At 57.0% G+C, this 14139-nt stretch carries 7 protein-coding genes; all 7 read left to right on the top strand.

Annotated features, from left to right (window positions below; genetic code table 11):
• The first annotated feature begins 286 nt into the window (after positions 1-286).
• The 7 genes from AC6I8R_RS16580 (at position 287) to AC6I8R_RS16550 (ending at position 14137) form a co-directional block, all read left to right on the top strand.
• Entirely contained in the window at positions 287-475 is a 189-nt protein-coding gene (locus AC6I8R_RS16580) for a hypothetical protein (RefSeq protein ID WP_021184590.1), read from the top strand.
• A gap of 288 nt (positions 476-763) precedes the next feature.
• Positions 764-1900, top strand: a complete 1137-nt coding sequence (locus AC6I8R_RS16575; protein WP_208723697.1) for an efflux RND transporter periplasmic adaptor subunit — start codon at positions 764-766, stop codon at positions 1898-1900.
• A 9-nt stretch (positions 1901-1909) separates the two neighbouring features.
• Positions 1910-5044, top strand: coding sequence for an efflux RND transporter permease subunit (locus tag AC6I8R_RS16570; protein WP_021184588.1), 3135 nt, complete (start codon positions 1910-1912; stop codon positions 5042-5044).
• Positions 5034-6440, top strand: coding sequence for an efflux transporter outer membrane subunit (locus AC6I8R_RS16565; RefSeq protein ID WP_415175242.1), 1407 nt, complete (start codon positions 5034-5036; stop codon positions 6438-6440). The genes AC6I8R_RS16570 and AC6I8R_RS16565 overlap by 11 nt, the downstream gene beginning before the upstream one ends.
• A gap of 142 nt (positions 6441-6582) precedes the next feature.
• Positions 6583-7830 carry an MdtA/MuxA family multidrug efflux RND transporter periplasmic adaptor subunit gene (locus AC6I8R_RS16560; protein ID WP_021184586.1) on the top strand — a complete coding sequence of 416 codons (1248 nt, stop codon included), beginning with the start codon at positions 6583-6585 and terminating at the stop codon, positions 7828-7830.
• Complete coding sequence (locus AC6I8R_RS16555; RefSeq protein WP_497832598.1) at positions 7827-11039, top strand: efflux RND transporter permease subunit; 3213 nt, start codon at positions 7827-7829, stop codon at positions 11037-11039. The genes AC6I8R_RS16560 and AC6I8R_RS16555 overlap by 4 nt, the downstream gene beginning before the upstream one ends.
• Positions 11036-14137 (top strand): efflux RND transporter permease subunit, encoded by a 3102-nt coding sequence (locus AC6I8R_RS16550; RefSeq protein ID WP_415175240.1) that lies wholly within the window; start codon positions 11036-11038, stop codon positions 14135-14137. Before AC6I8R_RS16555 ends, AC6I8R_RS16550 begins: the two co-directional genes overlap by 4 nt.
• Positions 14138-14139: the final 2 nt, after the last annotated feature.

The raw sequence follows: 14139 nt of genomic DNA, 5'->3' as shown, positions 1-14139 counted from the left end.
ATGGCAGCCGATGCTGCTCACCCTGTTCAGTTGCACCGACCCACGCAGATGCGTGGGTTTTTTTTATCTGCGATACCAGGCCAAACCGCTTGTTATCGTCCTGCTTAATCGTTCACACCTCTTATCTATCTCTTAACGTTCCGCCGCCAACAAAAAAATATCTCGTCGTGTAACGTATTACCTAACGCACCGCGATGTCGCATTCCATCAAGGTCCGCCAGCCCCTTACTGTGTTGGTAGCGCAGGTAAGGGGCGTATTTATTGCCTTTGTTGAGTCGACAACCCTATGCCAAAACTCAAAGACAGAACGCCGAAAGGCGAGGGCCGCTCAGCGGCTTTTCAGCTGCGTATTCATCCCGAATTGCATAATCAGCTACGCGAACTGACCGATGACGACAATGTCACCTTGTCCTGTTGGTTAAAGGATCTGGCACGACGTGAATTACGTCGTCGTGGCATTGAGCCGAAAGGGTAATTAGCGCGATAAATCGCGCCGCTACATCAGGGGACAAAGTTTAGCAGTGGCGCTAAAAGTCGACGATCCCGTAGCGGCGCGATTTATCGCGCGATAACTTCTATGCATACCCGAAAACCCGCGAAAAGCTAAAAAACACAGCGATTTATCGCACGAAAGGTTTACCATTTTCGTTTCGAAAATATGTTTTACGCAACCTTAACAGCTGCGCCATTGCCTCCTGCCTACAATGACTTTCCTTGAGAGTAATCATTCTCATTACTTTCCCCAATCTTGTTGAGAAAAACTATGCGCCTGAAACTTCTTTCTGCCAGCGTGGTGTTTTTACTGGCAGCCTGTGATCAGGGTGGAGCGACACCCGCCGCGTCTGCGACACCGCAAGTCGGCGTTGTTACTCTGAAAACCGAACCCGTAACGCTGGTCACGCAATTGCCTGGCCGTACCAATGCGGTTCGTACCGCTCAGGTGCGCCCGCAGGTCAGTGGTGTGATCCAAAAAATCCTCTTCACCGAAGGTGGGGAAGTCAAAGAGGGGCAGCCGTTGTATCAGATTGATCCGGCGACCTATAAAGCGTCTTATGACAAAGCGATGGCGACCTGGCAAAACGACGCGATGGTTGCGAAACGCTATCAGCCGCTGGCTGCCGCCCATGCCATCAGTCAGCAGACCTACGATGACGCGGTAGCTGCGGAGCGTGAAGCTAAAGCTGATGTGGAAACCGCCAAGGTCAACCTCGACTACACCCTGGTAAAAGCGCCGATCTCCGGGCATATCAGCCGTTCGCTCTACACTGCCGGTGCGCTGGTGACCAGCGGGCAGACGGACTACCTTGCCACCATTACGCAGCTCAACCCGATCTATGTCGATGTGAATGAGTCAGCCACCGATCTGCTGCGTCTGCGCCGGGCACTGGCGGAAGGCAAAATTGCCAAAGTGGGTGACAACACCGCGGCGGTGGGTCTGACGCTGGAAGATGGCAGCAAATATAGCGAACAAGGCAAACTGGCCTTCTCGGAAGTCAACGTTGATACCGCCACCGGCACCGTGGTGCTGCGTGCCGTGTTCCCGAACCCCAGTAACGAATTGCTGCCAGGTATGTATGTCCATGCCAGCTTCCCGCAGGGTATCCAGCAGCAGGGCATTTTGGTGCCGCAGGAATCCATCATGCATGACACCAAAGGGCAGCCTTATGTCTATGTGGTGAAAAGCGACAACACCATCGCACAGCGCAGCATCAGCACCGGCGAAATGATCCACGGCGAGTGGCTGGTTACCGGCGGTCTGCAAGAGGGGGAAAATGTGGTGGTGAATAACCTGCAAAGTGTTCGCAGCGGCGTCAAAGTGACCACTACCGCCGCCAATACCAATGACACGCCATCCGCTAATGCCGTCAGCCTCTCCATGACTGATGCTGCGGCACAATAAGGGGGCGTCATGTCTAAGTTTTTTATTGAACGCCCGATATTTGCATGGGTTATCGCGATCATTGTGATGCTGGTAGGGGCGATTGCGACGCTCAATCTGCCGGTTAACCAGTATCCGAATATCTCGCCTCCGGCGGTTTCCATCTCCGTTACCTATCCCGGTGCCAGTGCCGAAACCACGCAGAACACCGTGGTGCAGGTGATTGAGCAGCAGCTCAACGGTCTGGACGGCTTACGCTATCTGGAGTCGAGCAGTGCGTCGGACGGTAGTGCGCAGATCATCGCTACCTTTAATCAGGGCATTAACCCGGATATCGCCCAGGTACAGGTGCAGGACCGTGTGTCCCTGGCCGAATCTCAGCTACCGACTGACGTGACACAGCAGGGCATCCGTATCCGTAAGTACCAGAAAAACTTCATGATGGTGGTGGGGTTGATCTCGAAAGACGGCAAGCTGACCAACGGCGACCTGGCCGATATGCTGGTGTCGAAGCTGGAAGATCCGATTTCACGTACTCCCGGTGTCGGCGACTTTATGGTGCTGGGTTCAGAATATGCCATGCGTATCTGGCTCGATCCGGCCAAGTTGTATAAGTACAACCTGATGCCAAGCGATGTCAGTACGGCTATCGATAACCAGAACGTGCAGGTTTCTTCCGGTTCGTTGGGCGGGCTGCCAACGATTCAGGGCGCCAAAACCCAGGCGACCGTGCTGGGCAAAACCCGTTTCACCACGGTGAAACAGTTTGAAAACGTGCTGCTGAAAGTGAACAGCGACGGCTCGCAAGTGCGCCTGAAAGATGTGGCGTCCGTGGCCCTTGGTCCACAGAGTTACGGCATTGATGCCACCCTGAACGGTAAGCCTGCGGCCGGTATCGCGCTGCGTCTGGCGACCGGTGCTAACGAACTGAACACCGCCAAAGCAGTACGTCAGACCATTGCTGACCTGAAAGACGCCTTGCCGGATAACGTGGAAGTCACCTATCCCTACGACACCTCGCCGGTGGTGAGCGCCTCCATCGAAGAAGTGGTGAAAACCCTGATCGAAGCGGTCATCCTGGTGTTCTTCGTGATGTTGGTGTTCCTGCAAAACCTGCGCGCGACCCTGATCACCACCCTGGTGGTGCCGGTGGTGCTGCTGGGGACATTCGGTATCCTCGCCGCTTTTGGTTACAGCATTAACACCCTGACGATGTTCGGGATGGTGCTGGCGATAGGGCTATTGGTGGATGATGCCATCGTGGTGGTGGAGAACGTCGAGCGTGTGATGCACGAAGAAAAGCTCGATCCGAAAACCGCCACCATTAAATCGATGCAGCAGATTCAGGGGGCGTTGTTCGGTATCGCGCTGGTGCTGTCGGCGGTACTGCTGCCGATGGCCTTCTTCTCTGGTTCGACCGGGGTTATCTATCGTCAGTTCTCGATCACCATTGTGTCCGCAATGGCGCTGTCGGTGATTATGGCGTTGATCTTTACCCCGGCGCTCTGTGCCACCTTCCTGAAAGCCAGTTCGGCAGAACACAAAACCACCGGGTTTGCCGGTTGGTTTAACCGTAAATTCGACAGTGGCGCGATGCACTACACCCGTGGGGTGAATAAAGTGATCTCGCGTCGTGGCCTGTTTTTGGTGGTGTATCTGGTGATTGTGGGCGTGACCGGCTTCCTGTTTACCCGTGTGCCGACCACCTTCCTGCCGAACGAAGACCAGGGTCTGATGATGGTGCAGATGACCTTGCCGGTAAACTCGTCGTCGCAGCGTACCCAGCAGGTCATCAACGATCTGAATGATTATCTTCAGAAAAATGAAGCCTCGGTGGTGACCACCACCTTTGGCGTGGCAGGGTTTAACTTCGCCGGTCGCGGGCAGAGTAACGCTATGGCGTTTGTGCGCCTGAAGGACTGGGGGGAACGTACCCACAGCGGCCAGAGCGTGCAGGATTTGGCGAACCGGGTCATGGCTCACTTCGCCAACTACAAAAACGCCAAAATCTTCGCCATGGTACCGCCTGCGGTAATGGAACTGGGGAACGCCACCGGTTTTGACCTCTACTTGCAGGATACGGGCGCGCACACCCACCAGCAGATGATGGATGCCACGCATCAGCTGATTGATCTGGCAAACAAAGATCCACGTCTGGCTCAGGTGCGTATGAATGGCCTGGAAGATGAACCGCAGTATCAACTGGAGATCAATGACGAGAAAGCCAGCGCGCTGGGCCTGAGCATGACCGACATTAATAACACCCTGTCGGTGGCCTGGGGTTCGAGCTATATCGACCAGTTTATGTATAACGGCCGCGTGAAAGAGGTCTATCTGATGGGGAAAGCGGATTCGCGTGTCACGCCGTCCGACCTCAATAAATGGTACTTCCGTAACTCCAGCGGCACCATGGTTCCGTTCTCCGCATTTGCCTCGGGTAAATGGGTGTATGGCTCGCCCCACTTCGAACGTTTCAATGGCCTGACGGCGGAAGAGATTCTTGGTTCCCCGGCACCGGGTAAGAGTACCGGTGAAGCGATGAAAGCCGTAGAAGATCTGGCAAAACAGTTGCCGAGCGGCTTCCGTGTGCAGTGGTACGGCATCTCCTATGAGGAACAGGCTTCCGGTAACCAGACCACGCAGCTGTATGCCATCTCGATTCTGGTGGTATTCCTGTGTCTCGCCGCGCTGTATGAAAGCTGGTCGATTCCGTTCTCGGTGATTCTGGTGGTGCCACTCGGCGTGCTGGGTACCATCTGCGCCGTGTTGCTGCGCGGCTTGCAGAACGACGTGTTTTTCCAGGTTGGGTTATTAACCACCGTCGGACTGGCGGCGAAGAACGCCATATTGATTGTTGAATTTGCCAAGGAACTGCACGAACGGGAAGGTAAGAGCCTGATTGAGGCGGCGGTGGAAGCAGCACGCCTGCGTATCCGCCCGATCATCATGACCTCGATGGCCTTTATCCTCGGAGTCCTGCCGCTCACCATCTCTAACGGTGCCGGCGCGGGCAGTCAGCACTCCATCGGTACGGCGGTAGCGGGCGGGATGATTACCGCAACCTTCCTCGCCATCTTCTTTGTGCCGATGTTCTACGTGGTGGTGTCGCAATTCTTTGCGCGTAAGAAAAAAGCATCCGTAGAGGGGGTGCAGCATGATAACTAAAACCTTCAATTGGGCGTTGCTGCCGCTGGCCGCCGCACTGGGCTTAACCGGTTGTACTATGGAGCCGCATTACCAGCGGCCATCCATGCCAGTGGATGCGCGTTACGATCAACCCACGGCGGTGGGCAACGTCGCGGATTTGCCGTGGCAGAACTTCTTTAATGACGCGACGATGCGCAACCTGATTCAGCTCTCGCTCGACAACAACCGCGATCTGCGTGTGGCGGCATTAAACGTGGAAGAAGCGCGTAACGATGTGACGGTGCAGCGTGCGGCGTTGATGCCATCGATTGACGCCACCGCCAGTCAGACCTCGGCGCATGAGCCGGGTAATCTGTACAACACTAAAACCACCGGTCCGGTGACCTATCACGAGCTGAACGCCGGTCTGGGCGTTACCTCGTGGGAGCTGGATTTCTTTGGTCGTTTGCGCAGCCTGCGTGATCAGGCTCAGGAAACGTATCTCTCCACGGCAGCCACGGAACGCGCCACCCGCATCTCGCTGATCTCCGAAGTCGCGACCGCATGGCTGACCTTGTGTTCGGATAATGATCTGCTGCATCTGGCACAGAACACCGCGCAGAGCCAGCAGGACTCGTACCGTCTGACCAAAATGAGTTACGACGGCGGCGTCAGCAGCGATCAGGATCTGGCGGAAGCGGAAAGCACGGTGCGCGCCGCCGAAGCCGACGTTGCCAGCTACACACGTCAGGTGCGTCAGGATGTCGATGCGCTGCGGCTGTTGGTCGGCACCGATTTACCGGTATCGCTGTTGTCACATGCCACGCTGGACGCAAACTGGCAGTTCCCGGCTACACCTGCCGGGTTGCCGTCAGATTTGCTGACGCGTCGCCCGGATGTGATGGCGGCTGAGCACACCCTGAAAGCGGCTAACGCCAATATTGGCGCGGCGCGTGCCGCCTTCTTCCCGAGTATCACGCTGACCGCCTCCGGCGGATCAACCAGCAGCTCGTTGGGCAGTTTGCTGGGTGGCGGCACCGGAGCCTGGTCGTTTGTGCCGTCAATTAATCTGCCGATTTTTGACGGTGGCAAAAACGAAGCCAACCTGAACATCGCGCATATCGAGAAGCGCATCGAGATCGCCAACTATGAGAAAGCGATCCAGACCGCGTTCAAAGAAGTGAACGATGCGCTGGCGGGGCAGGACACCTGGCAGGATCAAATGACGGCCCTGCAAAAAGAGGTAGGTGCGAACCAGCGCGACTACGACTATTCTGAATTGCGTTATAAGCAGGGCGTTGATAATTATCTCAATGTGTTAGTCGCCCAACGTTCGCTTTACAGTGCGCAACAGTCGTTGATCAGCGCGCATCTGGGCCAGTTAAGCCAGAAAATCACGCTGTACAAGGCATTGGGTGGCGGCTGGAAATCCTGAGATTCTTAACGGAATCCTTACGGTTTGAGCATGGAAAAAATCCTGCTCTTCCGCCGATAATACGCCCGGTAATGATTTACCTTTGAAATAATCCCCTGCTTTTCAGGGGATTTTCCATTTATCTGATGACCTGAAGAACCTAATGAAGACCAACGTACCTCGCTCCGCTTTCTCTCGCTGGCTGAAATGGCTGCTGCTGTTAGTTGTGCTGTTAATTGTCGCTGGCGTGATCTGGCGCGTAGTCGGGGGGCATGCGCCGGGTGGTATGCCATCGGGTGGTGAACGTGGCGGTCGTGGTGGTCATCGTCCGGCCGGTGGTCCTCCGGGCATGGCGATGATGATGGGCGGTGCAACCCTGGTGCATAGCGGTGTGGCCAGTACGGCGGATGTGCCGGTCTACCTCAATGCATTGGGTACGGTGATCCCCAACGCCAGCGTAACCGTCACCAGTCGGGTGGCGGGCCAGCTGGAAAAAGTCTACTTCACCGAAGGACAAAAAGTGGCAGCGGGCCAGTTGCTGGCGCAGATCGATCCGCGCAGTTATCAGGCGACGCTGGCGCAATATCAGGGCGATCTGGCACAGAACCAGGCGTTACTGAAAAGCGCAGAGCTGACGCTGACACGCTACAAAAAACTCTATGCGCAGGACTCGCTGGCACGTCAGGATCTCGACACGCAAACCGCCACGGTCGGCCAGTATCGGGGGGCGGTGGCTGCCGATGAAGCGCAGATCGCCAGCGCCAAACTGGATATCGAATATTCGCGCATCACCTCGCCGGTCAGTGGTCGCGTCGGCTTACGCCTGGTCGATCCCGGTAATATGATCCAGACCACCGACACCACCGGCATTGTGGTGGTGACACAGATGCAACCGGCGGCGGTGACCTTTAGCGTGCCGCAGAGCAATATCCCGCAGCTGACCAAAGCGCTGCACAACAATCAGAGCCTGCCAGCGACGGCATTTGATCAGGACAACACCACGGTGCTGGCGCAGGGTGACGTGCGCTATATCGGTAACCAGATCGACACCAGCACCGGCACCATCGAACTGAAAGCCAGCTTCCCGAACGAAGACGAGTCGCTGTTTGCTAACCAGTTCGTCAACCTGCGTCTGCAAACCGATACGCTGAAAAATGCCACGGTGATCCCGGCGCAGGCATTGCAGTTGAGTAGCGACGGCAGCTTTGTGTTCATCATCAACAAAGACAACACCGTGACGCGCAAAGCGGTCACCACCGGCCCTGCCTTCGGTGAGGATCAGCAGGCGATCCTGAAAGGGGTTGAACCGGGCGATCGTCTGGTGACGGAAGGTATCGATCGCCTGACCGACGGCAGTAAAGTGACGCTGGCCGATGAGAGCAAACCGACTGCGACCGCCGAGGCCAAATGAACCCGTCACGCCTGTTTATCCAGCGTCCGGTCGCTACCATCCTGTTGATGGTCGGCGTGCTGATCTCTGGCATCTTCGCTTATAAGTTTCTTTCCACCTCGGCGCTGCCGCAGGTGGATTACCCCACCATCCAGGTGACCACCTTGTATCCCGGTGCCAGCCCGGATGTGATGGCTTCTTCCGTCACCTCGCCGCTGGAGCGCCAGCTCGGACAGATGGCGGGGCTGAGCCAGATGACCTCCACCAGCTCCGGCGGTTCGTCGATCATTACCCTGAAGTTCAGCCTCGATCTGTCGCTGGACGTGGCCGAGCAGGAAGTTCAGGCGGCAATTAACGCTGCCAACAACCTGTTGCCAAGTGATTTGCCTAATCCGCCGACCTATAAAAAGGTCAACCCGGCAGACAGCGCGGTGATCACTCTGGCGGCCAGCTCCGATACGCTGCCGCTTACCCAGGTTCAGGATCTGGTGAATACCCGTGTGGCACTGAAGCTGTCGCAGATCTCCGGCGTCGGTATGGTGACGCTGGCGGGCGGCCATCAACCGGCCATCCGCGTGCAGATGGACCCAAGAGCGCTGGCGGCGCACAACCTGACGCTGGAAGACGTCAACACCCTGATCAGTAACGGCAACGTTAACGGTTCGAAAGGGGGCTTCGACGGCAAATATCACTCCGTCACCATCGATGCTAACGACCAGCTTCGCACCGCCGAAGAGTACGGCAACCTGATTATCACCTACCAAAACGGTGCTGCGCTGCGCCTGAAGGATATCGCCCATATCGAACAGGGGCCGGAAAACAGCTTCCAGTCGGCCTGGGCCAACAACAGCCCGGCGATTGTGATCAGCGTGCAGCGTCAGCCTGGGGCGAATGTGATTCAGGTGGTGGATGCGATCAAAGCCAAATTGCCGACCTTGCAGGCCGCACTGCCGGATGGCGTGAAGATGAGCATCCTGTCGGATCGTACACAAACCATTCGCGCTTCGATCAGCGACGTGCAGTTTGAGTTGATGCTGTCGGTGGCGCTGGTGGTGATGGTGACCTTCCTGTTCCTGCGCAATATCGCGGCGACGCTGATCCCCAGCGTGGCGGTGCCGCTGTCGTTGATTGGCACCTTTGGCGTGATGTATCTGGCCGACTTTAGCCTGAATAACCTGTCGCTGATGGCGCTGACCATCGCCACCGGCTTCGTAATTGACGATGCCATCGTGGTGGTGGAAAACATCTCGCGGCGGCTGGAGGAGGGCGAAACGCCAATGCAGGCGGCGTTGAAAGGATCACAGCAGATTGGTTTTACCATTATCTCGCTGACCTTCTCGCTGATTGCGGTGCTGATCCCGCTGCTGTTTATGGGCGATGTGGTCGGGCGTCTGTTCCGCGAATTTGCTATCACCCTTGCGGTATCGATTCTGGTATCGATGATAGTGTCGCTGACGCTCACCCCAATGCTGTGTGCTTATTTGTTGCAGCATATCCCGCCGGAGAAACAATCGCGCTTCTCGCGCAAGGGCGGCGAGTTCTTTGACAAATTAATTCGCGGTTATGACCGCTTGCTGACCATCGTCCTTAACCACCAGAAGCTGACGTTGCTGGTGGCGCTGGCAACCTTCGCGCTTACCGCGTTGCTGTACATCGCTATCCCGAAAGGCTTTTTCCCGACGCAAGATACTGGCCTGATTCAGGGTGTGACCATCGCGTCGCAGGATGTGTCCTTTAATGAGATGTCGAAACGTCAGCAGGCGCTGGCGCAGGTGATTCTGAAGAATCCTTCGGTGGAAAGCCTCTCCTCCACCATCGGCATCGACGGCACCAATACCAGCCTTAACAGCGGCAGCATTCAGATCAACCTCAAACCGTTTGGCGAGCGTGATGATAAAGCCGACGTGGTCATTAAGCAGCTGCAACAAGCCGCCGCGCAGGTGACGGGTATTCAGCTTTATCTGCAACCGGCGCAGGATCTGACGGTCAACGACCAGGTCACACCGAATCAGTATCAGTTCACCCTCGATGATGCCGACAGCGAAAATCTGGTGAAATGGACGCCACAACTGGTTGCTGCGTTACAGAAACGCCCGGAATTTAACGGCGTGGTGAGCAATTTGCAGGATCAGGGGCGCGTGGCGTACGTGGAGCTGAACCGCGACAAAGCTGCGCGCTATGGCATTACCGCCGCCGATGTCGATACCGCGCTGTATAACAGCTTTGGTCAGCGTCTGGTTTCCACCATCTTTACCCAGGCGAACCAGTATCGCGTGGTGCTGGAGGTGGCGCCGCGTTTCCAGCAGTCGCCAGCCTCGTTCGACGATGTCTGGCTGCCCTCGACCACCAGCACCAGCGATAGCAGCACCAGCAGCAGTACCACGACATCATCGTCCAGCAGCACCACGAGCAGCTCGACCTCCAGCAGTTCTGATTCGAGCAGCAGCACCACCACCGGTATGGTGAAACTGACCTCGATCGCCACCATTCATCAACGCACCGGTTCACTGATGCATATGCGCCTGAACCAGTTCCCGGCGGTGATGGTGTCGTTCAACCTCAACAGCGACTATTCGCTGGAGGATGCGCAGAAAGCGATTGCCGACGTGACACAACAACTGAATCTGCCTTCGAGCATCACCTTGCGTTATCAGGGCGAAACTTCCGCCTTCCAGAGCGCCACCAGTAACACGCTGTGGCTGATTCTGGCGGCGCTGATCACCATGTATGTGGTGCTGGGCATTCTGTACGAAAGCTTTATCCATCCGGTGACCATCCTCTCCACGCTGCCATCGGCGGCGGTCGGAGCGCTGTTGACGCTGCTGCTGGCTGGCAGCGAGTTCAGCCTGATTGCGTTGATCGGGGTGATCCTGTTGATCGGTATCGTGAAGAAGAACGCGATTATGATGATCGACTTTGCGCTGGAAGCGGAAAACAAACAGGGGATGAGTCCACGCGATGCTATTCATCAGGCGTGTTTATTGCGTTTCCGCCCGATTCTGATGACCACGATGGCGGCGCTGCTCGGTGCGTTGCCGCTGATGCTGGCCTCCGGCTCTGGCGCGGAACTGCGTCAGCCGCTCGGCCTGGTGATTGTCGGCGGATTGATCGTCAGCCAGGTGCTGACGCTGTTCTCCACCCCGGTGATCTACCTGTGGTTTGATGGTTGGGCGCAGCGCGGCAAGCGTTTCGTGCAACGCAAACAACAGCAGGCGCGAGGCGAGCAATGAATTTGACGCGGCTGTTTATCTTCCGCCCGGTTACCACCTTACTGCTGACGCTGTCGATCATGCTGCTCGGCCTGCTGGGCTACCGGTTGTTGCCGGTAGCGCCGCTGCCACAGGTGGATTTCCCGACCATTATGGTCAGCGCCAGTCTGTCTGGTGCCAGCCCGGAAACCATGGCCGCCACGGTGGCGACACCGCTGGAGCGCTCGCTCGGCCAAATCGCCGGTATCACCGAGATGACCTCCAGCAGCTCGCAGGGTTCCAGTACCATTATTTTGCAGTTTGAACTGGACCGCGATATCAACGGTGCAGCGCGAGATGTGCAGGCGGCGATTAACGCGGCACGCAGTTTGCTGCCCAGTTCAATGGAATCGCTACCGACCTATCGCAAAGCCAACCCGTCGGATGCGCCGATTGTGATGCTGGCGCTGGTATCGGCAACCCGTACCCCTGGTGAACTCTACGATCTGGCGGAGAGCAAGATTGAGCAGGCGGTAAGCCAGGTGCAAGGGGTGGGTGAAGTGTCGCTGATGGGCAGTGCGCTGCCTGCGGTGCGTATCGACCTGCAACCGCAGAAACTGACGCAGTACGGAATCTCGCTGGATACGGTGCGAACCGCCATTGCCGACAGCACCACCAACCTGCCGAAAGGTATCCTGCAAGGCAACAGCCAATCCTGGGTGGTGGACAGCAACGGCCAACTGGATAAAGCGGCGCAGTACCGCAATCTGATCATCACCTATAAAGACGGCAAAGCGGTACGCCTGCATGATGTCGCCACCGTCTATGACTCGATAGAAGACAAGTACCAGGCCGGTTTCCTTAACGCTACCCCGTCGGTGATGGTGGGGATTAAGCGCCAGGCGGGGGCTAACATGCTCGATACCATCGACGCCATCAAAGCCCAGTTGCCGGAGCTGGAAAAAGATCTGCCCGCCGATACCCAGTTGAAGGTGGTGGTAGACCGTTCTCCGACGGTGCGCGAATCTCTGTACGACACCGAAGAGACGCTGTTGATTGCGGTGATGCTGGTGATTGCGGTGGTGTTTATCTTCCTGCGTAACGTGCAGGCGGTAGTAATCCCGGCGCTGGCGCTGCCGGTGTCGCTGATTGGCACCTGTGCGGTGATGTATTTACTTGGCTATAGCCTCGATAACCTGTCGCTGATGGCGCTGATCATCTCCACCGGTTTTGTGGTCGATGATGCGATTGTGGTGCTGGAAAATATCACCCGCCATATCGAAGAAGGGCTTAGCCCGCTGCGTGCCGCCTTACGGGGTGCGCAGGAGGTGAGTTTCACCGTGCTGTCGATGACCATGTCGTTGATTGCGGTGTTTATTCCTATCTTGTTGATGGGCAGCATTGTCGGGCGTCTGTTCCGTGAGTTTGCGGTAACCCTGACCATCTCGCTGCTGATCTCGATGTTTGTCTCGCTCAGCCTGACGCCGATGTTGTGCGCGCGCCTGCTGAAGGCCAAACCGAAAGTCACTCAACGCCCGCACCCGGTGTATCAGTTCATTGAAAACCAGCTCAATGCGCTGCTGGCCGCCTACTCGCGCGGTCTGGCGTGGGTGATGGCACACCAGAAAATCACCATGTTTAGCCTGGTGCTGACCGTGCTGCTCAACCTGTTTCTCTATTCGGTGGTACAGAAGGGCTTCTTCCCCAACCAGGATACCGGCCTGCTAATGGGCGCGTTGCGCGCCGACCAGAACATCTCGTTCCAGGCAATGAAGCCGAAGATGCTGGAGTTCACCAAAATCATCCAGTCCGACCCGGCGGTGGAGAGCGTGATGTCATCGATGGGGAGCGGCATGTTTGGTTCGCGTAACAGCGCCAACTTCTTTGTGCGTCTGAAGGATTTTGATCAGCGCAGCGCGACCGCGACCGAAGTGGCTAACCGCCTGAGCATGAAAACCAGCCATATTGCCGGTGGGCAGATGTTCCTGATGGCGGCGCAGGATCTGCATATTGGTGGCCGTAGCGCCAACGCCACCTATCAATACAGCTTACAAGCCGACGATCTTGACCTGCTGCGTACCTGGACACCCAAAGTGCAGGCGGCGCTGGCAGCGATCCCGCAGCTAAACAGCGTCGATTCCGACTCGCAAACCGGCGGTCAGGAAGTGGTGATCAACATCGATCGCGATCGGGCGAAGATGCTGGGCGTGAACGTGCAGATGATCGACACCATGCTGAATAACTCCTTCAGCCAGCGACAAATTGCCACGCTGTACCACACGCTCAACCAATACCATGTGGTGATGTCGTTGCAGGATAGCTACACCCGTGACCCGGACATTTTGCAACAGTTGTTTGTGGTGAATGACAGCGGCGATCGCGTGCCGCTTTCGGCATTCGCCACCTTTAAGGGCGGCAACGCGCCGTTGTCGGTGGCGCATCAGGGCCAGTCAGCGACCAGCACCATCGCCTTTAACCTGAATGACGGCGTGTCGCTGGAACAGGCGCAGGCGCTGATTAAGCAGGCGATGGCGAAACTGGGCCTGCCTTCGACGATTCAGGCGGGCTTTGCCGGGACGGCGGCGGCCTTTGCCCAACTGACGGCCACCATGCCGTGGTTGATTCTGGCAGCGCTGGCGGCGGTGTATATCGTGCTGGGCGTGTTGTATGAAAGCTATATCCACCCGATCACCATCCTTTCTACGCTGCCCTCGGCAGGGGTGGGGGCGCTGTTGCTGCTGTTGCTGACCAATACGCAACTGACGGTGATTGCGCTCATTGGCATCATCTTGTTGATCGGTATCGTGAAAAAGAACGCCATTATGATGATCGACTTTGCCATCGACGCGGAACGTCGCCTGGGGCTGACGCCGCAGCAAGCGATCACGCAGGCCTGTCTGATGCGCTTCCGTCCGATCATGATGACCACGCTGGCGGCATTTTTCGGTGCATTGCCACTGGCGCTGGGCAGCGGTGGTGACGCCGATCTGCGTAGCCCGCTTGGTATGGCGATTGCCGGTGGTCTGGCGCTCAGCCAACTTCTTACCCTGTTTACCACGCCGGTTGTTTATCTCTGGCTCGATAGTCTGAGCCGCGCCACGAAACGTCAGTGGCGGCGGTTGCGTCATGCGGAATCCTGATC

It is taken from the genome of Pantoea sp. X-Soil-OKNW-713, assembly GCF_059730685.1.
Note: the sequence above shows the minus strand (reverse complement) of the source record. Positions and strands in the feature narration are given on the sequence as shown.

Excerpts from the sequence above, each read along its gene's own strand:
- AC6I8R_RS16580 (WP_021184590.1), top strand. The coding sequence starts at position 287 with ATGCCAAAACTCAAAGACAGAACGCCGAAAGGCGAGGGCCGCTCAGCG.
- AC6I8R_RS16575 (WP_208723697.1), top strand. The coding sequence starts at position 764 with ATGCGCCTGAAACTTCTTTCTGCCAGCGTGGTGTTTTTACTGGCAGCC.
- AC6I8R_RS16570 (WP_021184588.1), top strand. The coding sequence starts at position 1,910 with ATGTCTAAGTTTTTTATTGAACGCCCGATATTTGCATGGGTTATCGCG.
- AC6I8R_RS16565 (WP_415175242.1), top strand. The coding sequence starts at position 5,034 with ATGATAACTAAAACCTTCAATTGGGCGTTGCTGCCGCTGGCCGCCGCA.
- AC6I8R_RS16560 (WP_021184586.1), top strand. The coding sequence starts at position 6,583 with ATGAAGACCAACGTACCTCGCTCCGCTTTCTCTCGCTGGCTGAAATGG.
- AC6I8R_RS16555 (WP_497832598.1), top strand. The coding sequence starts at position 7,827 with ATGAACCCGTCACGCCTGTTTATCCAGCGTCCGGTCGCTACCATCCTG.
- AC6I8R_RS16550 (WP_415175240.1), top strand. The coding sequence starts at position 11,036 with ATGAATTTGACGCGGCTGTTTATCTTCCGCCCGGTTACCACCTTACTG.